General features: G+C 58.8%; 24 protein-coding genes. 11 read left to right on the forward strand and 13 right to left on the reverse strand.

Annotated elements, in window-relative coordinates; genetic code table 11:
• Positions 1–67: 67 nt before the first annotated feature.
• Positions 68–1,063 (reverse strand): saccharopine dehydrogenase family protein, encoded by a 996-nt coding sequence (locus GRAN_RS14415; RefSeq protein ID WP_206662767.1) that lies wholly within the window; start codon positions 1,061–1,063, stop codon positions 68–70.
• Positions 1,064–1,248: 185 nt separating this feature from the next.
• Here GRAN_RS14415 and GRAN_RS14420 point away from each other — a divergent pair, with 185 nt between their 5' ends.
• Positions 1,249–2,178, forward strand: a complete 930-nt coding sequence (locus GRAN_RS14420) for an AraC family transcriptional regulator (RefSeq protein ID WP_128913698.1) — start codon at positions 1,249–1,251, stop codon at positions 2,176–2,178.
• Between the two features lie 46 nt (positions 2,179–2,224).
• On the opposite strand, the gene GRAN_RS14425 is transcribed toward GRAN_RS14420, so the two are convergent.
• Positions 2,225–2,881, reverse strand: coding sequence for a TetR/AcrR family transcriptional regulator (locus tag GRAN_RS14425; RefSeq protein WP_241654806.1), 657 nt, complete (start codon positions 2,879–2,881; stop codon positions 2,225–2,227).
• 90 nt (positions 2,882–2,971) lie between these two features.
• On the opposite strand from GRAN_RS14425, the gene GRAN_RS14430 reads away from it, so the two are divergent.
• The 5 genes from GRAN_RS14430 (at position 2,972) to GRAN_RS14450 (ending at position 7,304) form a co-directional block, all read left to right on the forward strand.
• A complete protein-coding gene (locus GRAN_RS14430; protein ID WP_128913699.1) occupies positions 2,972–3,802 on the forward strand; it encodes an alpha/beta fold hydrolase in 831 nt (276 codons plus the stop codon).
• A gap of 139 nt (positions 3,803–3,941) precedes the next feature.
• Positions 3,942–4,727 carry an NAD(P)-dependent oxidoreductase gene (locus tag GRAN_RS14435; protein WP_277751230.1) on the forward strand — a complete coding sequence of 262 codons (786 nt, stop codon included), beginning with the start codon at positions 3,942–3,944 and terminating at the stop codon, positions 4,725–4,727.
• A gap of 29 nt (positions 4,728–4,756) precedes the next feature.
• On the forward strand, positions 4,757–5,617 hold the full coding sequence (locus GRAN_RS14440) for an SDR family oxidoreductase (RefSeq protein ID WP_128913701.1): 861 nt from the start codon (positions 4,757–4,759) through the stop codon (positions 5,615–5,617).
• Positions 5,618–5,645: 28 nt separating this feature from the next.
• A complete protein-coding gene (gene budC / locus GRAN_RS14445) occupies positions 5,646–6,431 on the forward strand; it encodes a meso-2,3-butanediol dehydrogenase (protein WP_241654621.1) in 786 nt (261 codons plus the stop codon).
• A gap of 120 nt (positions 6,432–6,551) precedes the next feature.
• Positions 6,552–7,304, forward strand: coding sequence for an SDR family oxidoreductase (locus tag GRAN_RS14450; RefSeq protein ID WP_128913703.1), 753 nt, complete (start codon positions 6,552–6,554; stop codon positions 7,302–7,304).
• Between the two features lie 78 nt (positions 7,305–7,382).
• Here the strand turns inward: GRAN_RS14450 and GRAN_RS14455 are convergent, their stop codons facing one another.
• The gene (locus tag GRAN_RS14455; RefSeq protein WP_128913704.1) at positions 7,383–8,009 is read right to left on the reverse strand and encodes a TetR/AcrR family transcriptional regulator; all 627 of its coding nucleotides are present in this window, start codon (positions 8,007–8,009) and stop codon (positions 7,383–7,385) included.
• Positions 8,010–8,087: 78 nt separating this feature from the next.
• Between GRAN_RS14455 and GRAN_RS14460 the strand changes: the two genes are divergently transcribed.
• The 4 genes from GRAN_RS14460 to GRAN_RS14470 are packed head-to-tail and all read left to right on the forward strand — an operon-like array spanning position 8,088 to position 10,094.
• The gene (locus tag GRAN_RS14460; RefSeq protein ID WP_128913705.1) at positions 8,088–8,843 is read left to right on the forward strand and encodes an SDR family NAD(P)-dependent oxidoreductase; all 756 of its coding nucleotides are present in this window, start codon (positions 8,088–8,090) and stop codon (positions 8,841–8,843) included.
• A gap of 52 nt (positions 8,844–8,895) precedes the next feature.
• Positions 8,896–9,417 (forward strand): SDR family oxidoreductase, encoded by a 522-nt coding sequence (locus GRAN_RS14465; RefSeq protein WP_206662770.1) that lies wholly within the window; start codon positions 8,896–8,898, stop codon positions 9,415–9,417.
• A complete protein-coding gene (locus GRAN_RS25915; protein ID WP_206662771.1) occupies positions 9,414–9,665 on the forward strand; it encodes a Rossmann-fold NAD(P)-binding domain-containing protein in 252 nt (83 codons plus the stop codon). The genes GRAN_RS14465 and GRAN_RS25915 overlap by 4 nt, the downstream gene beginning before the upstream one ends.
• 60 nt (positions 9,666–9,725) lie before the next feature.
• Entirely contained in the window at positions 9,726–10,094 is a 369-nt protein-coding gene (locus tag GRAN_RS14470) for a DoxX family protein (protein ID WP_128913706.1), read from the forward strand.
• A gap of 338 nt (positions 10,095–10,432) precedes the next feature.
• Here GRAN_RS14470 and ubiE read toward each other — a convergent pair whose 3' ends face one another.
• From ubiE to pgeF, 5 genes are all read right to left on the reverse strand, one after another.
• Positions 10,433–11,203 (reverse strand): bifunctional demethylmenaquinone methyltransferase/2-methoxy-6-polyprenyl-1,4-benzoquinol methylase UbiE, encoded by a 771-nt coding sequence (ubiE, locus tag GRAN_RS14475; RefSeq protein ID WP_128913707.1) that lies wholly within the window; start codon positions 11,201–11,203, stop codon positions 10,433–10,435.
• A gap of 5 nt (positions 11,204–11,208) precedes the next feature.
• A complete protein-coding gene (gene aroB, locus GRAN_RS14480; RefSeq protein WP_128913708.1) occupies positions 11,209–12,318 on the reverse strand; it encodes a 3-dehydroquinate synthase in 1,110 nt (369 codons plus the stop codon).
• A 42-nt stretch (positions 12,319–12,360) separates the two neighbouring features.
• A complete protein-coding gene (locus tag GRAN_RS14485; RefSeq protein ID WP_128913709.1) occupies positions 12,361–12,945 on the reverse strand; it encodes a PepSY domain-containing protein in 585 nt (194 codons plus the stop codon).
• A gap of 90 nt (positions 12,946–13,035) precedes the next feature.
• Entirely contained in the window at positions 13,036–13,968 is a 933-nt protein-coding gene (locus GRAN_RS14490) for a TerC/Alx family metal homeostasis membrane protein (RefSeq protein WP_128913710.1), read from the reverse strand.
• Positions 13,969–13,977: 9 nt separating this feature from the next.
• Entirely contained in the window at positions 13,978–14,835 is an 858-nt protein-coding gene (gene pgeF, locus GRAN_RS14495) for a peptidoglycan editing factor PgeF (protein WP_128913711.1), read from the reverse strand.
• Positions 14,836–15,079: 244 nt separating this feature from the next.
• Between pgeF and aroE the strand changes: the two genes are divergently transcribed.
• Entirely contained in the window at positions 15,080–16,678 is a 1,599-nt protein-coding gene (gene aroE, locus GRAN_RS14500; RefSeq protein ID WP_192898019.1) for a shikimate dehydrogenase, read from the forward strand.
• 65 nt (positions 16,679–16,743) lie between these two features.
• On the opposite strand, the gene GRAN_RS14505 is transcribed toward aroE, so the two are convergent.
• The 5 genes from GRAN_RS14505 to GRAN_RS14525 all read right to left on the reverse strand — a co-directional run bounded on the left by GRAN_RS14505 (position 16,744) and on the right by GRAN_RS14525 (position 20,047).
• On the reverse strand, positions 16,744–17,598 hold the full coding sequence (locus GRAN_RS14505) for an alpha/beta fold hydrolase (protein ID WP_128913713.1): 855 nt from the start codon (positions 17,596–17,598) through the stop codon (positions 16,744–16,746).
• 128 nt (positions 17,599–17,726) lie between these two features.
• Positions 17,727–18,170, reverse strand: coding sequence for an ATP synthase F1 subunit epsilon (gene atpC, locus GRAN_RS14510; RefSeq protein WP_128913714.1), 444 nt, complete (start codon positions 18,168–18,170; stop codon positions 17,727–17,729).
• A gap of 3 nt (positions 18,171–18,173) precedes the next feature.
• A complete protein-coding gene (gene atpD, locus GRAN_RS14515) occupies positions 18,174–19,616 on the reverse strand; it encodes a F0F1 ATP synthase subunit beta (RefSeq protein ID WP_128913715.1) in 1,443 nt (480 codons plus the stop codon).
• A gap of 12 nt (positions 19,617–19,628) precedes the next feature.
• Positions 19,629–19,865, reverse strand: a complete 237-nt coding sequence (locus GRAN_RS14520) for a type II toxin-antitoxin system HicB family antitoxin (protein WP_128913716.1) — start codon at positions 19,863–19,865, stop codon at positions 19,629–19,631.
• Complete coding sequence (locus GRAN_RS14525; protein WP_128913717.1) at positions 19,862–20,047, reverse strand: type II toxin-antitoxin system HicA family toxin; 186 nt, start codon at positions 20,045–20,047, stop codon at positions 19,862–19,864. The genes GRAN_RS14520 and GRAN_RS14525 overlap by 4 nt, the downstream gene beginning before the upstream one ends.
• Between the last annotated feature and the right edge of the window lie 11 nt (positions 20,048–20,058).

Consider the following 20,058-nt stretch of genomic DNA (forward strand, 5'->3'; position numbering starts at 1 on the left):
GGCACGCTCGCGCGAAGTGGGGAACCTGTACTCCACTTAGTTGAGATATGACTCTTCTATGGATGAACTATTTTTTGCGGCCAGACACGTCTTCCTCCAGAACAAATGTTCCACCTGCATCCACTGCGAGCTGTGTGCCGAAGAGCGCGCCGGGTGTGAAGTACCCGGGTCGCCCTTGTCCATCCAGCAACCGCTGAGCCACACCCGCCGACACCTTCGCAAGAAAATCGTAGCCATCACCTGCCCGCAACCATCCGATGCGTACAGAGCCGTCTGGCCATTCGACTCGGGCTCGTGCCCAGGAGATTTCGGTCTTCGAAGCGGGGGGCACCAGCGTCGCGAGTCGAGCCGTGGCGAAACCACGCACGGCGGGAATGGAGAGAAGAGGGGCAACGACAGGAATGATGAAACGAAGAAGGCCGCCCGGCACAGCTGGAAATGCGGCGACGACATCGGAAGCGCCACTCGCACGACGGGCTGCTTCGAGTTCTCCAGTGGCAATCAAACGCGTCACCGCGGTCGATCCGTCCGGAAGGGAAAACTCTTCCTGATCGTCGCCAGCCAAGGCGCGCTTCAGCTTGCCGTTTGCATAGCGTCTTCCGCCGTAAGGAATGCCCTCCACGATGGTCTGGGCCACGGTCGCACCGAGCAGTCCGCTGGCTCTCACGGATGCCACGCTATCGACTCGCACCTTCGCTGCGGGTGGCTGGCCTTCACAAAGCTTGAGGACCACGCTCTCTGTGCCCAACACTCCCCAGCCAGCTCCGGGAACGACACATCGTCCTGTTCGAACCAGCTCATCGTTCATTCCAAAGAGCGAGAGGAACGCCGGCAATTCATTTCCTATGTCGAGATAGTGGGTTCCCGGCCGGCACGCATTGACAAAGGCAATCGCAGTTCTCGCAAACGGACCGATCGTGTTGATCACAACGCGAGGGTTCCCCTCCGAGATTGCTGTGGCCATCTCTTCTAATGTGGCCGCCACCTTGATCCCGGCCTTGATACCCAGTTCCTGCGCCACTTGCTCCAAAGTCTTCGCATTGCGTCCGACAAAGGTCATCAAGAAGCCCTTCGCTGCTAGTTCAACGGCAATTGCTTGTCCCGATCGGCCTGCTGCTCCCAAAATCCAGATGTCGCTTGTCGCGTGGCTCAAAGAAAATCACCTCTCTTAAGAAAGATAAGCTCCGGCGACCAAACGATCTATAGTTGCTAGTGTCTATTACTTTCGTGATCGTTCAGAAGGTTTTCATGGACCCGCTATCCGATGTTCTTTCCCTTCTAAAAATCCGTAGCTACGCCTCCAGGGGATTCCAGGCGGGCAGCAAGTGGTCCATTCGCTTCGGACCATCGCGAGGCATCAAGCTTTTTGCCGTCATCGCAGGAGAGGGTTGGCTTGCTGTCGATGAGGTTGCGAGTCCGGTACTGGCTCGTGCCGGAGATTGTCTCCTGCTGCCGAGCGGCCAAGCCTATCAAGCAGCGAGCGACTTGAACCTTCCTCCCGTGGATGGAACTTTACTGCTGCGCTCTCTCAGCACAAATGAAATCGCACAGTTCAGTACCGGTAGTGATTTTCTTGGTATCGCGGGATATTTTGACATCGCGGGGGAGGACGCAGATCTTCTGCTCTCGATGCTGCCGCCCATCGTGCACGTCCGAGAAGAGTCAGACAAGCAAGTGCTGCGTTGGTGCCTGGAGCAGATGAGAAAAGAGTTTCAGGAACCGCAGCCCGGAACCTCACTTGTCGCTCAACAACTCGCCACTTTGATGCTCGTTCAGATCCTTCGCAAACATCTGGACTCCAGCGTCGAAGGCAATGTCGGTTGGCTTTTCGCACTTGCGGACAAACGAATCGGTTTGTCCCTTCAGGCCATGCATGAGAGACCTGGCTGCCGATGGACTTTGACCACATTGGCTCAGCATGCCGGAATGTCTCGAACTGGCTTCGCGATTCGATTCAAAGAGTTGGCTGGCATCGCTCCGATGAGCTACCTAACCCGTTGGAGAATGTCTCTGGCGAAAGATCGTATTGCCCACTCGAACGATGCGATGAGAGTCGTCGCACAACAGGTTGGCTATGAATCGGAAAGCGCATTCAGTACAGCGTTCAAACGCCAAGTTGGCTGCGCGCCGCGCCGCTATGTCGCTTCCTTGAAGCTGAAAGCTCAAGCAGATGCTTAAGATTCATCCGAGTAAGGGCCAAACGCCTTGCCGCACCGTAGGCTGACTACCGTCCGGTCGTAGTTCTGCTTTTGGATGGTTTGTCGCGCTCGTCGGATTGAGGTGATGCAAGAAGTCTTGCTGCATTCACCACGCAAGCCCTGCGGCGTCTTCTCTCGTCCCGGTCTTTCCCACCGGAGCCCGTGATCATCCGCGCTAATTGAGGCACCGCAGACCACCAGGCTGCCAAGGCAATCAGCAAAAATAATAGCTTTGCGGGGTCGTGCCCCTTGTCCACAAAGCCATCTCGTTGTGCGGCGGCCATCTTCTCTACCGCTCGCTGGTAGTGGACAGTGCGTCCCGCTTCATTCACTGGCGACCTTCCGGCCAAACCCTCCCAAAGTAAGAGTCGAAGCAAGGCTGGATTCGATGCGTGGTAGTCGAAAAGACAGCCGGCGTACTCCCCAAGATCCTCAAAGCCAGGAGACTTATTGAGCATCGAGACGGCCAGCTTTTCCAACTCATCCACGAGAACCATCTCAAACAAGGATTGTTTGTCTCCAAAGTAGTTGTAAAGCCTCTCCTTATTGATTCCCGCGCGCTCTGCGATTCCGGCCATTGTCGTACCATCTGGCCCCTTCGCGCTAAATTCTGCACTCGCGGCCTCCCGCAACCGCCGTTGCGTCTCGTCTGTATCCCAAGCCATCGCCAAATTATATTGCATCTCCAACGTTACGGTTGGAATCCTATGGCGTATATCCAACGAAGCGGTTGGAGTTAGCAGGCGTGGTCTAGGAAGGGGGAAATTCAAGCGATGAGTGAAGCCAGCAAAGGAACGAGGTCAAGCGAATCGTTGAACTGGGTGCAGGCTGGCACAGAACATGCAGAGACCGTCGTCCTAATCCATGCGGTCGGCTACGATCTCACGTATTGGGACCGACAGATTGAGGCATTGCAAGTTGACTATAACGTCGTCGCGTTTGATCTGCCGGGCCATGGGCGTTCACCCAAATTAACTGAGGACTGGACATTTGATGATGCAGCAGTCTTAGTCGCCGATCTGATCGAGCGCGTCAGCACCGGCCCAGTCCATCTCGTCGGAATTTCGTTTGGCGGAATGATCGCTCAGGCGACGGCTCTGGGAAGACCAGATCTCATTCGGACGCTCACACTCATTGGAACTGCTTGCACCTTCCCAGAGGAAGCATGGAAAGGCATGAGAGCTCGCGCGGAGCTTGTGCGAACAGCAGGTATGGCGGCCATTCTCCAGTCCAGCCTTGAACGCTGGTTCACTCCACAGACCAGAGCACAACGTCCTGACATCATCGACCGAGTCACGAAAACAGTGCTTGCAGACGATCCAGCTGTTCATGCAGCGATCTGGGAGATGATCTCTGGTTTTGATGTCCATGATCGACTGGAAAAAGTGAGCTGCCCTGTTCTGGTGCTGGTTGGTGAACAGGACCCGAGTACGCCAGTGGAAACCGCGTTTACCCTCGCCAATGCAATCCCAGACTCGAAAGTGATTGTGATTCCCGGTTCTTCGCACGTCGTAACTGTCGAGAATCCGGTTGCCGTGAATGACGCACTCAGAGCATTTTTGCAGGTCTGCAGTGTAAGCGCGGCCAATCAGGTGTTTGTGTAATGTCCTCCATCCTCTGTGCGACCTGACCGCGTGCCGTCCCACAGCGCTCTTGCGGTATAGCGTTTGTTTGTTTGTGCAACCCCGACGTTTACGTCGAGTCAGGAAGGAATGAAGGCTTATGAGCGAACGAATTGGGTGGATGGGACTTGGAGAGCTAGGATCTCCGATGGCTGCGAACTTACTGGACAGCGGCTACGATCTTACGGTCTACAACCGGACCCCGAGTAAGGCCGAGCCACTCGTCAAGCGAGGAGCGCAACTTGCAAGCGATCCTCTGGAGGTCGCGGCAAAGGGTGGAGTCGTTGTGTCGCTTCTTTGGGACTCCGACACAACGGAGAGCGTCGTAACTCCCGAGTTCCTTGCCCGAATGGAAGGGGGCGTACATGTCTGCATGTGTACCGGATCACCTGAGGCCGCGAAAAGACTGGCCAGACTGCATGAAGAGCATGGCTCAGCTTACGTTGAGGCCCCCATCTTCGGGCGCCCAGAGGCCGCCAAAGCACGTCAGCTCGCCATTTCTTACGTCGGCTCTCAGGTAGCCAAGGATCGAGTGAAACCACTACTCACGGCCATGGGTGCTCATGCGCTCTTCGATATGGGAGAACAGCCCGGAATTCCCACCGTACTCAAGCAACTTGGGAACTTCCTTATCTTCTCGGCTGCGAGTTCCTTGAAGGAAGGTCTCGGTATTGCGGAAAGCGCCGGACTGGACCCAACCGCCGCAATAAACATGCTGACGGCAACTCTGTTTCCAGCACCGATTTACCGCGATTACGGGAAAGCTGTTGCCGAAAAGAAGCATGTGGATGCATCGCCCATTCCGGCAAAGGACCTGGGGCTCTTCAGGCAACTGGCAGTCGAACACGGTCAGCCGAATCCAATCACGCTCATGCTGCTCCAGTTGATGAGCCCCAGCAATCAGTGACAGTGAAAAGGTTCGGTACGGAGGTAAGCATGGCACAGAAGCAAAGTGTAGTCATTACTGGGGCGTCCACCGGTATAGGTTTAGCGACAACAAGAGTTCTACTAAGCAAGGAATATCGCGTCTTCGGAATGGTAAGAAAGCAAAGCGATGCAGATCGGGTAAGCGCAGAGCTGGGCTCTGATTTCATTCCATTGCTGGCGGATGTAACCGACGAGGCAGCGGTGTGGAGAGCGGCGACACAAGTCGAGAAGATACTTGGAGGCGTGAGGCTGGCAGGACTGGTCAATAATGCCGGCATCGTGGTCGGTGGACCATTGCTCCACCTTGATGCGTCCGAGATGCGGCGGCAGATGGAGGTCAATCTCGTGGGGCCACTTGTGGTGACGCAAGCCTTCGCTCCGATGCTCGGAAGTAAGCCGGGCAGGACAGGGTCGCCGGGACGAGTCGTGCAGATCAGCTCTGTCTCCGGGAAAATCGGAGCTCCATTCTTAGGCGCATATTCAGCTTCGAAGTATGCGCTGGAGGGAATGTCAGAGAGCTTACGACGTGAGCTGATGCTCTACGGAGTTGATGTGGTCGTTATAGGCCCTGGGCCAGTCCTGACGCCGATATGGGACAAGTCCGCAGAAGAAGATTACAGCGCATTTGACTCGACAGACTACGGCCCGATTCTCAAGCGCTTCCGCGCCTTCTTTGCCGGGGAGGCAAAGAAAGGACTTTCCCCGGACACGATCGGACGCTTGATTTATCACGCCCTGACGACACGCAAGCCCAAGGTGCGCTATGCGGCCGTACCGCAACGTTTCACGAATTGGACAATGCCTAGGCTCCTTCCGCAGCGAGTCGTGGATGGAATCATCGCAAAGCAGTTTGGACTAACAAAACAGTAGTTCTGCGCCCTGAAGATTACACGGAGGAATGATGAATAGGTTTGAAGGTAAAGTCGTTATCGTCACTGGAGCAGGCTCGGGTATCGGTGCCAGCACGGCACGCCGTTTTCTGCGCGAAGGAGCGTTCGTCGTGCTCAATGGACGCCGTGAGCTAAAGCTGCACGAGACCGTCGACGGATATGACGAAGCGAAAACTCTTGTTCACCCCGGAGATATCTCAGACGAGGCGTACGTCAAGCGACTTGTAGAGGACACCGTCGCCAAATTCGGACAACTTGATGTGTTCGTCAACAACGCTGCGGTCGCGGTCTTCGGGCCATTTGCTCAGACCACCACAGATGATTGGCGCAAGACGATGGCAACCGACCTCGACAGCGTTTTCTTCACCTCGCGCGAGGCATTGCCGCATCTGCTCAAGACCAAGGGCTCCATCATTAACGTTTCCTCCGCGTCCGGCCTGGGTGGTGACTGGGGTCTAAGCGCCTATGATGCCGCCAAGGGAGCCGTCACAAACTTCACACGGGCTCTTGCGCTTGAGTATGGCTCTCGCGGCGTGCGGGTCAACGCCGTCGCGCCAAGCCTTACCTCCACAGACGCCACCGTAGACATCGAGAAGAGTGACGCGGTCATGGCAGCATTTCGAGATCGCCTGCCGATCGGGAGAGCCGCCACTCCGGACGAAGTCGCAGGTGTCATTGCATTCCTGGCGAGCGACGACGCCACCTTTATCAATGGAGTGAATCTACCTGTTGATGGCGGACTCCATGCTTCCAACGGACAACCGAACTTCCTGGCACTCTTCGGACAAGGCTAATCGCTTCCACGCCTCCATCACGTTCAACAATCAGCAACATCTGAATGTTCCGCTGTCGGAACGCTGGATTTCACGGGGATCGAGAGAAAGAACCGCTTCGATAGAAGCAGAGGAAAAAGAATGTCGAAATTGAATGGGAAAGTCGCTGTAATTACCGGAGGGACAACGGGTATTGGTCTCGCGATCGCCGAGCGGTTTGTGGCGGAGGGCGCCTTCGTTTTCATAACCGGCCGCAGGCAGGCTGAACTTGATCTAGCTAAAGCAGCGCTTGGAGACAGCGTTGTTGCCGTGCAGGGCGATGTGAGCAAGATGGAAGACCTGGACCGGCTTTACGAAGTGGTGCATGACGTAAAGGGAACACTGGACATCGTTGTCGCAAATGCCGGCATCGTGGAGAATCTGCCTCTCGAGGCTGTCACAACTGAGCTCTATGACCGCATGTTCAATATCAATACCAGAGGGCTCTTCTTCACGGTTCAGAAGTCGCTGCCACTTCTCAAAGACGGAGCCTCCATCGTACTGGTCGGTTCGTCCGTTTCTGGCATGGGAATGCCAGCTACCAGCGTATATACCGCGACGAAGGCGGCGGTGTGTTCCTTCGCGAGAACGTTTGCGGCGGACTTGAAGGGGCGGAAGATTCGAGTCAACACTTTGAGTCCAGGACCGATCGATACTCCGATCATCGACGGACAATTCAGGACTGCGGAGGAAGCTGCGGCAGGGCGCGAGCAGATGGCCAGCCTTCCGGTCCTTGGTCGTCTGGGAACCGCTGAAGAGATGGCAAGTGCCGCCTTCTTCTTAGCTTCTGACGAGAGTTCCTACTGCACCGGAATCGATCTTTACGCCGACGGAGGACTCTCTCAGCGATTCTAGAAAGTGGGCGAAAGCGCTGCCTCTGCCGATACTTCATCGAGGCAGCTTCCTACCTCCAGATGGTCGAGATTATGAGGCTCACGCCACGGTTTGGCTCCTTTCACCTGCAACGCGCAGTCCCTCAATCAGTAGGGTCACGAGCTGGTGAGCCTGGCCGGAGCGTTGTCCGTTGACCGACATACAGAGGGTGGCAGCAGCGTCGAGAAAATCGTCAGCTTCAATCCTGGCGCGGATATCTCCAGACGCCACCGCGGCGGCGAATAGCTTTCGGAATGCGGGTTGTAGCCGCTGCTCCCGGCGAGAGGGCAGGCCGTCATACGCAGGATCGCCAGAGTGCAGAGCTTTCGCCAGACCGCGTTTCGTCGATGCCAGGTCAATGAATTCCCGCATCCATAGCGTGAGAGCAAGAAAGGGAGGGTGTGCTGCCGCGAGTAGTTCTGCCGCATCGGCACATACTTCGATTTCCTGCCAGAACACGGCGGCGATAAGATCCGCGCGTTCGGGAAAGTGGCGGTAAACCGTTCCGATGCCAACGCCGGCACGCGAGGCAATATCGCGCACAGGGGCGTCGATCCCCGCCTCGGCGAAAACCTCCTTCGCCGCCCGAAGCAAGGTGGCGAGGTTCCGCTGCGCATCGGCGCGCGGTCGTCTTCCCTCTGTTGTCTGTCCGCTGAACGGCTCCTGAGTTGTGCTTTTGCTTGCCAAGAAGAATCCTCTTGAATAAACGGAACACGTTCCGTTACTATTCGGAACATGTTCAACTTTAAGCTAACAGGAGGCGTTATGGATCACAAACGAATCGCGCTCGTTACAGGAGCTAATCAAGGTGTTGGATTCCAGGTGGCAAAGGAGCTGGCGGCGGACGGTGTGACCGTCCTGATCGGCTCACGAAGACTGGAGCGTGGCGAAGAGGCTGTCCAGAAGATTGGGGCCAACGCAATCGCTGTGCAACTGGACGTGACGGATCAGGCCTCCATCAGCGCCGTAGCCGGGCGCATTGAGGCCGAATTCGGCCGTCTCGACCTCCTGGTGAACAACGCGGCCATTTCGCGGCCAGACGGAGAAGAGGTATCAGTCGAGAACTATATGGCGTCGTTTGCCGCGAGCAACGTATCTCCGGATGCGTTACGAAAGATTTGGGAGACAAATTTCTTCGGAGCGCTCGCGGTCTATCAGGCGATGCTGCCGCTGTTGCGGTTGTCATCGGATGCGCGCATCGTGAACGTAGGAAGTGGCGCGGGATCGCTCGCTCTGAATGCCGATCCAGCATTCCCCTATCGGAAGATGTTCAGCCCGGCCTATGCAGGTTCCAAGACCGGTCTCAGCATCATTACCTTGTCGATGATGATCGAACACGAGAATGACGGTATCAAGGTGAACCTTGTCTCGCCTGAGTTCACCAGCACAGCCTTGAATAACTACAAAGGCACTTCGACGCTGGAAGACGGTTCCCGCGAAGTTGTTCGAGTGGCAAAGTTCGGGCCAAACGACCCCTCCGGCACGTTCACACGCTGGGAAAATCAACCGATCCCCTGGTAGGGGCTGTTGAGTTCCCTAAAGCTATCAAACATCAGACCCCAAAGGGCTCATCATGAAACTCAGTAGCAGAACCATTCTAATCACAGGCGGCACAAGCGGTATTGGTCTTGAATTGGCGAAACGCCTGCTTGGGCGTGGCAACACGATCATCGTCACCGGTCGCGATGCCGCGAAACTCGAAGCCATCAAGGCAGTATTTTCGGACATCCATACGTTTCAAAGCGATGTGAGCGACCCGACCGCAATTGCCGCACTCTACACAGCGGTAGTTGCGCGGTTCCCAGCACTGGATACGCTCATCAACAATGCCGGCATCATGCGTAACCTTGATATGAACCAGCAGCGCGATTTGGATGACGTGACACGAGAGATCGAGATCAACCTGAACGGGCCAGTGCGCATGGTGCAGCAATTCCTGCCGCATCTCAAAGCGCAGCCAAATGCACTGCTTGTCAATGTATCGTCGGGTCTCGCCTTCGTGCCGTTACCTATCTCGCCTGTTTATTCCGCGACAAAGCGGCGCTTCACTCGTTCTGCATGTCGTTGCGGATACAACTCAAAGGAAGCAGCGTGACGGTTGTCGAGCTTGCACCGCCAGGTACCAATACTGCCTTGATGTATGCAATGCAACATGGCGAATCCGATGAGGATAAGAAATTTCAAAAAGGCAATATGGAGGTAGACGTTCTCGTCAATCACGCCATTCGCGGCCTTGAGGCGGGCAAGCTTGAAATTCGGCCGGGCCTCAGCAATGTTCCTAAAATCATGAGCCGCATTGCACCGAATTTCATGCTCGCACAATTAGCAAAAAGGGGAGAGTAACCGCTCATGGAAGTGGGAGCCCCCTGCGTTCAGGCAATGGAAAGTTGGAAGGGATAGAAGATGAAGAGAGAAACAGTCGGTTGGATCATCAGCGTGGTCGGTGTAATCCCGTTCTTTGGGGGCGGTTCACTGAATCTCAGAAAGACCCCCGTAGCCAGAAAGAATATCGAGCACATCGGATATCCCCCTCACCTCGTTACTCACTTTGGCGTTAGCGTCATCGCGCTGGGCATCCTGACGCTCATTCCGCAGACGGCATTTCTAGGTGTGATCCTGACGACGGCCTGGATGGGTGGGGCGGTCGCAGCCCACGTCCGTGTTAAGGACAAATGGACCGTCTCGGCAGGAATTCTGATGATCCCGGTCTTGGTTTGGATCGGATTTGGACTTCGCCACCAAGCCGAAATCCGCAGTCTTTTTGGTTTCTAAGGGACTGGCTCAGAACTTCACGTTCGGAGAGCCATGAGTGAGACGGTCGCGATGCCGTCGTATCCGACCAGGACGGTGCCAACGATCCCATGCAATGAGTCTTCTAAAACCAGTCCGTCGGAGCATGGCGCAGAAATAGCGTCTAGAAAATCTGAATCAGGATCGTTTTAGCTGACAATCAGTTCGCAGAAGTTAGGGCGGCGACTCTTATTTTCATAGCCGCTACTATCGTGCGCCGCCGGTGTAGCCACCAGCAGAAGCGGAATGCCACTTTGCCAATGCACTCACCGATCCGAGATGGGTACTGATAAGTTGGCTTATCGTCAGCAGACAAGAGATTAGGGCTTCGTGGCTTGGTATAGGCCGGCGGTGCCTAAGGTGTAGCCGGTCCATTGAGCGTTGATGTAGCCGGCTTCGGTGATGAGTTGCTTCATGCGCAGGGGGCGGGGAAAGCGTTCTACCGAGGCGGGCAGGTAGGCATAGGCGGCAGGGTTTCCGGAGATGAGGCCGCCTAGTTTGGGGAGGATTTTCTTGAAGTAGAGGGAGTAGCCGGCTCCCACGATTCCCTCGGGCTGGTTGCACTCGAGGATGCCGATCTGGCCGCCGGGGCGGAGGACGCGGTGGAGTTCGGCGAGGCCTTCGGCGTAGTTGGCGAGGTTGCGGAAGCCGAAGGCCGAGGTGATGAGGTCGAAGGTCTGGTCGGGGTAGGGGAGGTGGAGGGCGTCGGCCTGGACGAAGAGGGCGTTCGAGGCGGCGTGCTTGATGCGGGCGCGGTCGAGCATCTCGTGGGAGAAGTCCAGACCGGTTACCGGGGTCGCTTGCGCGGGGCGAAGGGCGAGGAGGGCGGATGTCATGTCGCCGGTGCCGCAGCAGAGGTCGAGGATGTTGGCTTCAGGGCGGGCCAGGACGGGCGTGAAGACTTTGGCGGCTCGGGACCACCATGTCCGGTCGAGGCCCATCGAGAGGATGTGGTTGAGGCGGTCGTAGGACGGGGCGATGGTGTCGAACATGCGCTGGACGTTCTGCGCGGCGGCCTGTTCGTCGGACGTGCCCTGGGGGCGGGCTCCGGTGACCTGGGTGTGGGGTGTCGAGATGGTTTCGGGAGGCATCGTGGCTAGGATTTCGTGAGCTGGCGCATGGTGGCGAGCATGGACTGGGTGGCGGTGAGGAGTTCCTCGTCGGTGACGTCGAAGACGATCTCGGTGGCGCCGATGGCGATGGGGAGGACGAAGGCGCGGCGTCCGCTGCGGCGCTTCTTGTCGGATGCGGTGAGGGTGACGAGGCGGCTGGCCTGGGCCTTGAACGGCGGCAGAGGGCCGTACTGGTGGACCAGGGTGCTCATGCGGTCGAACTGCTTTTGGGTGATGCTGCCGCGATTCAGGGCTACGTGGAGGGCGGCGATCTGGCCCCAGCCGATGGCCTGTCCGTGGAGAAGCTGCTTGTAGTTGGTGGCGGCTTCGATGGCGTGGCCGATGGTGTGGCCGAAGTTGAGGATCATGCGGAGACCGTTTTCGCGCTCGTCGATGTTGACGACGTTGGCCTTGACGCGGATGGAAGCGGTGACGACGCGGGTGAGGGCCTTGATGTCGGGCTTGCGGGCGAGGATGGCCTTCGCGTTCTGCTCGAGGAAGCGGAAGAGGGCGGGGTCGCGGATGATGGCGGACTTCACGGCTTCCTGGAGGCCGGAGCGGAGTTCGGCGGGCGGCAGGGTGAGGACGAGTTCGGGGTCGACGAGGGTGGCGAGCGGGTGGTGGAAGCTCCCGATGAGGTTCTTTCCGGCGGCGAGGTTCACGCCGGTCTTGCCGCCGACGGAGGAGTCGACCTGGGCGAGGAGGGTGCTGGGGATCTGGATGTAGGGGATGCCGCGCATGTAGATGGCGGCGAGGAAGCCGGTGATGTCGCCGATGACGCCTCCACCAAAGGCCAGGAGGAGGGTGTCGCGGTCGGCTCCGGCTACGGCGAGTTCTTGGGCGAGGCGCTCGACTGCGGGGAGTCGCTTGAAGCGCTCTCCGGCGGGGAGGAAGAGGACCTCGGGGGGAGTGGGGAAGCTGGCGAGGAAGCGCTTCGACCAGAGCTTCCAGATGTTCGGGGAGGTGACGACGACGAGGCGCGGCGACTTCGAGCCGGAGAGCTTGCGGATGCGGGGGTAGAGCGTGCGGAGGAGTCCGGGGGCGATGGTGACGTCGTAGGTGGCGGAAGGGGTCGAGACGTTGATGACGGGCACGTTATGACTATTATCTCAGGTCGACCCTTGCGTGATGTCGGGCTAGAACAGCAGAAGCAACAACGGAACGACAACCCCGGCGAGTAGAACGACCGTCACCGTAAACCTGCTGCGAGTGTACTTGTAGGACATATAAAGGCCCGTGAGCGTCGAAAAGAGCAGGCCGAAGGCGACGATGACAAAGAAAACCTTCATCGGGATGAGGTTGTGGACTTTTTGCGGAGTGGGAGCCGGTGCGGGGGCAGCCGGTGCAGCGACAGGCGCTGGAGCGGGAGCCATGGCCGTCGGCGGCTGATCAGGGGCAGCGAGGCGGTCATGCTTTTGCTGGTTCGTGTGGTCGCCGTGGATGCTCGGGTCGAAGGCCGCCTTCGGCTCCGGGGCGGGGGCAGGTTTTGCGTCCTGGGGCGGCGCCTTGCGAACCGGGACGACGAGCGTCTGTTTCTTGTGCAGTTGGCCGAGTTCAACGAGGATTTGCGGGGGCTTGTAGCTGCTGCCTTTGGTCGTCTCGTGAAAAGAGAAGGTTTGAAGACCACCGGTGATCGCGAAAAAGATAAGGGATGGGGCGAGAAAGACACCCGAATAGAGATGGAAGAGACGTGCAGACTTCAGAAGAACGCGGCTAGGCATGATCGTATCTCGGACTGGTATGGTCCTAGTTTGGCACGAGAAGACGGATCAAGGGAAGTGGCAGTCGATGAATTTACCTCTTGCGCCGAATCAGGCTTGGTTCCCCGGCTCCACGGGCATCGCAGGAAAGAGCAAAGAGAGTGCCGTCGTGAGGATCAGCAAGGTGAGAATCACGCCGAGTGACGTCAGCGGGCCGAGCTCGACCCACTTGGCAAGAAGCATCTTCATGGCCGCGAAGGCGAGCACGGCGGCGAGTCCGAGGTGCAGGAAACGCAGCTTCGCCAGCATCCCGATCAGCAGGAAGTAGAGCGAGCGCAGGCCCATGACGGCCATGATGTTCGACGTGTAGGCCAGAAATGGGTGCCTCGTAATCGAGAGGACGGCAGGGATGGAGTCGAGCGCGAAGACGACGTCTGCCACTTCAATGGCGATAAGGCAGAGGAAGAGCATCGTGATCCGGAAGTGCCCCTCCTCGGTGGTGAAGAAACGGTCGGTACGAAGGCTCACCGGGTGGATTCGGTTGATCCAGCGGATCCAGGCCGGTGGGCGCTTTGCGGCTTCCACCTTCTCGGGCAGCACGAGGCGAACGGCGGCGAAGAGGAGGATGGTGCCGAAGAGATACTCGATCCAGGCGAAACGCTCGAGCAGGCCGATGCCCCCGGCGATAAAGAGCCCGCGCATGACGATCGCCCCGGAGACACCCCAGAAGAGGACCTTAGGCTGGCGTGGCTCGGTGATGTCAAAGAGCCGGAAGAGCAGGAGGAAGACGAAAAGGTTATCGATCGAGAGGGCTTCCTCGAGCGCGTAGCCGGCAAGATACTCCGACGTGCGCTGGCCGCCCAGGGTGTGGTGAATGAAGAGTGCGAAGGCGAGGGCGGCGCCGATCCACAGGCTGGTCGCCGCTATCGATTTCGTGTGGACCGGGGCCCGGGAGGTGCGCGAGTAGATGAGCTCGATGCCGAGCAGGCAGACCAGGAGGACGTGGAAGCCTATCCAGTGAATGAGGGGAGTGGCCTCGGACATTGGGCTATGTTACTCAATTTCCGAGGGTAGCGCGTCGGGGACGATGCCGATCAGTGCCATCATGCGCCCCGTTACGCCCTTGTCGGCCCGATGCGAGAAGAACCGGGAGATCCCCTCGTGATGCGTGCAGGCGGTGCACTGCGCGAGAACCGTGATGTTGGCTGCCGGAACGCCGGCGGCGAGAAGCTGCTGGCGGTTGGCCTCCCACAGATTGAGGTTCGCTCCGTCGAAGAGGTCGACGGCGTAAGCGAAGCTCTCGTCAAAGCGGGTTCTGACCTCTTCCCCGACTTCATAGCAGCATGGTCCGACGGATGGACCAACGGCTGCAAGGATGTCGGCAGGGTTCGATCCGTACTCCTCCTGCATCCTCGCAACGCCTTTCCGGACGATGCCCGCAACGGTTCCGCGCCAGCCGGCGTGGAAAACGCCGACAGCTTTCAGGCGAACATCGACCAACAGAACAGGAACGCAGTCAGCCGTCAGCATGGCAAGAAAGACGCCGGGAACATCGGTCAAGAGGCCATCGGCTGGTTCGGCCGGGTCGAGCGATCCAGCCCGCAGGGTGAGGATCGTGTCTGAATGAATCTGGCGGCTGTGCGCGAATGCCCAGGAAATGCCGGCCTCATCGTCCGCGGTGGCAGCGATAAGGCGCAGCCGGTTCGCGGAGACGATCGCCCGATCATCCTCTTTGGTGAAGCCGAGGTTGAGGTCCTCAGCCCTGCCATAGACGGTCGTGCCCCCGCCCTGACGCCCGCTGAAGCTGTGTCGAAGCCACGAGACCGCCGAGAACGATGGAGCCCGCAGAAGGTCAGGCGGATGGGCCAACAGGGAACCAGACTCCGCGAAAAGCTGTTCTTTGGAATGCATAGAGGCCGCTGCCACAATTCTAAGGTGCGATCGGCAAACAACGCGTGTTTATGGGTAGACGAAAAGAGTGGGGATAGCATAACGTTTCTTCAAATTCCACGTCAGATGAAGGTTGTGTTCGGCGTAGGATGGACCTCGGCAAATGCTGGCGGAGCGAAGATACTGTAGTCTTTTGCGCACAGCATGCATCCGAGTAAGGCGGCCTTGTAAGTTACGCGACTTTTCGTAGTTCCTGAGATTGAATGTGCCTAGTCAAATATCCCAATTTTTGCGTTCCCGCATCGGCAAAGTCTGTGTAGCCATCGTCGGCTCCACGCCTGCCGAGATGATCGAGAAGGCGAACGCGGTCGTCAAAGAGACGCCGTTCCTCGAGTTTCGTCTGGATTACCTCGAGAAGCCGCTCACAGGGCTTCCCAAACTGAAGCAGTTTCTCAGTGAGCATACCGAGGTCACCGCGATCGGGACCTGCCGCCGCGATGCCAATGGCGGAAAGTTCGCCGGGAACCTCGCTGCCGAGATTGATGTCCTCGTGAAGGCGACCTCGGCAGGCTTCCACATGATCGACTTGGAACTGGAGTCGGCCGAGCAGGCCAAGCCGGCGGAGTTGCAAAAGCTTCGCGACACCGGCACGGCCCTTATCGTGAGCTTCCACGACTTCAAGGCGACCGGTGACCTCGATAAGGTCTACGCGCGCATCCAGAAGTTCGATCCGGAGTTCGTGAAGATCGTTCCGACAGCGAAGGCGCTCACCGACAATGTCACGCTCATGCGCTTTCTCGAGCGGATCGACGAGAGCAACCTCATCGGCATCTGTATGGGTGACGCGGGAGTGATCTCACGTGTCCTCGCCGTCCGTGCGGGAAGCGCCTTCACGTTCGCTGCCGCAACCCTGGGTGAGGAGACCGCGCCAGGACAGATCGCGGCTCGCACACTGATCGAGACCTATCGGATCAACGAGGTGGATGCGGCGACCAAGGTCTACGGTGTCGTCGGGAACCCGGTGAAGCATTCGCTTTCGCCGATCATGCTGAATACGGCGATGCGCCGCGAGACGGTGAACGCCGTCTATCTGGCGCTCCAGACGACCGACCTAAAGGACCTGATCAAGCTTGTCGGTGAGATTCCGCTTCAGGGCCTGAGCGTGACGATGCCCTTCAAACAGGACATCATGCCTCTTCTCGAGAAGACGGATCCGCTCTCGGCCAAGATCGGCGCATGCAACACCGTGCTACGCGCTCAGGATGGCAAGCTGTACGGCTTCAATACGGACGTCGCTGGGATCACAGCCCCTCTTGAGAAGCGGATGGCCCTCCGTGGGGCGAAGATCCTCGTGCTTGGCGCAGGCGGATCGGCCCGCGCGGCGGTATTCGGCCTGAAGGACAAGGGAGCCGAGGTCCACATCCTCAACCGCACGCCGGAGACCGCGACCAAGCTCGCCAAGCAGGCGGGAGCGAAGGTGTTCAAGCGTGAGTTGCTTGCGAAGACGCAGTTCGATGTCGTGATCAATGCCACGCCGGTCGGGATGGCGGGGAATAAGGGAGCGCCGCTCTTCGAAGCGAAGGAGATGCACACGAAGTTGGTATTCGACCTCGTCTACAACCCGATCGAGACGCCGTTGATCCGCATGGCCCGGCAGCAGAACATCCCATTCATCACAGGGGTCGAGATGTTTGTCCAGCAGGGGGCGCGACAGTTCGAGATATGGACGGGGAAGGCTGCACCGGAGGAAGAGATGCTTCGGGTAGTGCTCCATGCTTTGCGGCAACAGCAGGAGGCGGCGGTTGAGGCGGCTCCCGCTCCGGCTGCACCTGCCAAGGCAGCGAAGGCAGCGAAAGCCAGGTAGTACGGATCGAGAAAAGAAAGAGGCGACGGGCCTTGGGCTCGCCGCCTCTTCTCTTTGGCGGGATTTTATGCAAGATGCGGATTCGTAATGGGTTCCGGTGACCCTCCGATGAACTGAAGGAGTTCGGCATTGAGCCGGTCGGCGGCGGTTACAGTGAGTCCGTGAGGTTCACCGTCGTACTCGGTGAGGGTTGCATTGGGCAGCAGCTTTGCAGCCCGGCGTCCCGCGGCATCAATGGGGACGGTGCTGTCGCTCGTTCCATGAATGACCCGGACCGGGATAGTAATACCCTTGAGGTCCTCTCGGAAGTCGGTGCTCGACCACGCGTGTGCGGCGGCGAGGATGGAACGGGTCGTGCCGGTGCGAGCCATCGCCTCGAAGTCCTCGAGCACGCCGGCCGATACGGTGTGGCTCAGCGTGCTGCGTCCGTAGAACTTGCCGGCTAAGGCCTTGAAGAACTCGAAACGGTCCTTGCGAATCTGCTGTTCAATGTCTTCGAAGACCTTGGGGTCTACTCCATCAGGGTTATCGTCGGTCTTGTAGAGGTAGGGGGTGACTGCGGATACGAGGACCGCGCCCGAGACACGACTGGAACCGTATCGGCTGAGATAGCGAGCCACTTCGCCGCCGCCCATCGAGAACCCAACTAGGGTCGTGCCACGGAGGTCGAGGGTCTCGATCAGGGCGTTGAGGTCCCCGGCGAAGGTGTTGTAGTCGTAGCCCTGCCACGGCTGGCCAGAGCGGCCGAAGCCGCGCCGATCGTAGGTGATGACGCGGAGGCCATTCTCTGCGAGGAAGTTTGCTGTCTTGTCCCAGGAGTCGCCCGTAAGCGGCCAGCCGTGGATCAGGACCACGGGCTTGCCGGTTCCGAGGTCGCGAAAGAAAATTTCGACGTTATCTTTGGTGGTGATGTAAGGCATCCGATTCTCCTGAGGGCTTGGATGCTCGGGAGGAAAGCTGGCAGGAGGGACAGCGGGCTTATGGCTTTTGTGCAATGAAAACGGCGACCCGCTTGGGGTCGCCGTTCTGAGGAAGCATTTCGATCAGGTTAGAGGCTGCGGCCTTCGGCAGAGGCGAGTTTCTCTTCGCCGCGGCGCGTGATGGCATTGGCCTCGTCGTAGACCTCGCCGTTATCGCCCGCTTCGGCCCACATCTTCTGGCCGTCGTTGATCTCCTGCTGGGCTTCCGCCTTATCGATCTCCGAGGGCACGATGGCGGTCTCGGCAAGGATAGTGACGCGCTCTGGGAGCACCTCGACGAATCCCCAGGCGACGAAGAACTTCTGCTCGCCGGAGTTGCCTCCGTGGAGACGAACCTCACCCGCGCCGAGTTCGGCCAGGAGAGGAGCGGCCCCGTAAAGGGCTTCGAGGTAGCCTGCGCTCGCGGGAAGTTCGACGGCATCCGCCGTCGTATCGACGAGGATGCGATCGGGGGTGACGAGGCGGACCTGAAGCTGGCCCGCCGTACTCGTGTTGGAAGGAGTGTCAGCCATGAGTTATGCCGTCTGCTTCATCTTCTCGGCTGCCGCGAGGACATCTTCGATGCCGCCCTTCAGGTAGAAGGCCTGCTCCGGAATGTCGTCGTGCTTGCCTTCAATGACTTCCTTGAAGGCGCGAACCGTGTCCTCGACCTTAACGTACGCGCCGGGGATGCCGGTGAAGATTTCCGCGACGTGGAAGGGCTGCGACAAGAAGCGCTGAACCTTACGGGCGCGCGCAACCGTGATCTTGTCCTCTTCCGAGAGCTCGTCGATACCGAGGATCGCGATGATGTCCTGCAGATCCTTGTATCGCTGGAGGATTCGCTTGACGCCCTGCGCCACGTCGTAGTGCTCCTGGCCGACGACGCGCGGAGACAGAATGCGCGAGGTGGAGGCGAGGGGATCGACGGCCGGATAGATGCCGAGCTCTGAGAGCGGCCGCGAGAGCACGGTGGTCGCGTCGAGGTGAGCGAAGGTCGTCGCCGGGGCGGGATCCGTAAGATCGTCGGCGGGGACGTAGACGGCCTGCACCGAGGTGATGGAACCCTTCTTGGTGGACGTGATGCGCTCCTGCAGCTCACCCATCTCGGTGGCGAGATTGGGCTGGTAGCCTACGGCGGAGGGCATACGGCCGAGGAGGGTGGAGACCTCGGAACCGGCCTGGGTGAAGCGGAAGATGTTGTCGATGAAGAGCAGTGTGTCCGCGCCTTCTTCGTCGCGGAAGTGCTCCGCAACGGTGAGACCGGTGAGCGCGACGCGGAGACGGGCCCCTGGAGGCTCGGTCATCTGCCCATAAATCAGGGCTGCTTTGCTCTTGGTGAAGTCGTTGATATCGATAACGCCCGACTCCTGGAACTCGTGCCAGAGATCGTTGCCCTCGCGGGTGCGCTCGCCGACTCCGGCGAAGACTGAGAACCCGCCGTGCTGCTGGGCGACGTTGTTGATGAGCTCCTGGATGACGACGGTCTTGCCGACGCCGGCGCCGCCGAACAGGCCGATCTTGCCGCCCTTAAGGAATGGCTGGATGAGATCGATGACCTTGATGCCGGTCTCGAACATCTCTTCCGAGGTGCTCTGCTCGTCAAATGCGGGAGCCTGCCGGTGAATCGGCATGTGCTTCTTCGCATTGACCGGGCCGAGCTCATCGACGGGCTGGCCGAGAACGTTGAGCACGCGGCCAAGCGTCTCGCGGCCCACTGGGACCGTGATGCCCGCGCCGGTGTCGGCCGCCTTCATCCCGCGAACCATGCCTTCGGTCGCGACCATGGCGATACAGCGAACGCGGCCTTCACCAAGGTGCTGTTGAACTTCGACGACCACGTCGAGCGGGGTGGGGACATCGAAGCCTTCGCTTGTGATACGCAGCGCCTGATAGATGGGCGGCATATGCGATTCTTCGAACTGAACGTCAATGGCCGGGCCACTGATCGAAATTACCTTGCCGATGTTCTCTGCCATAGTCTCTTTCGGTTACTGCCCCATTGCGATTGGGACTTCAATGTATTCGGCCAGGGTGGTGGGCCGGGGTATCGTCTCGCCGTGTTCCTTCATGGCGATGAGGTGTCCGGCAATGGCCTCGCGGATATTGCTCTCGGTCTCCGCAAGGGTATCGCCGACCGTGATGCAGCCGGGAAGATCGGGAACGAACGCGCCGTATCCGTCTTCGGACCGTTCGAACACCACCGCGTATTTGAGAGGTTCCGTCATTTTAGTTTCGCCTGCTTCAACACACTGTTCTTCGTGCCTTCCGGGATGTCCTTTCCCAACTGCCCGGGAATGGTGACGGTACCGGTTTTCGTCGGATGGTAAAAGTGACGGTGACTACCCGTCGTTCGTACGTGATACCAGCCGTCCTGCTCGATCAACTTGATGATGTCACGAACCTTCATGGAGCGGTCCG

The sequence above is a fragment of the Granulicella sibirica genome (assembly GCF_004115155.1).
GTDB classification, from domain to species: domain Bacteria; phylum Acidobacteriota; class Terriglobia; order Terriglobales; family Acidobacteriaceae; genus Edaphobacter; species Edaphobacter sibiricus.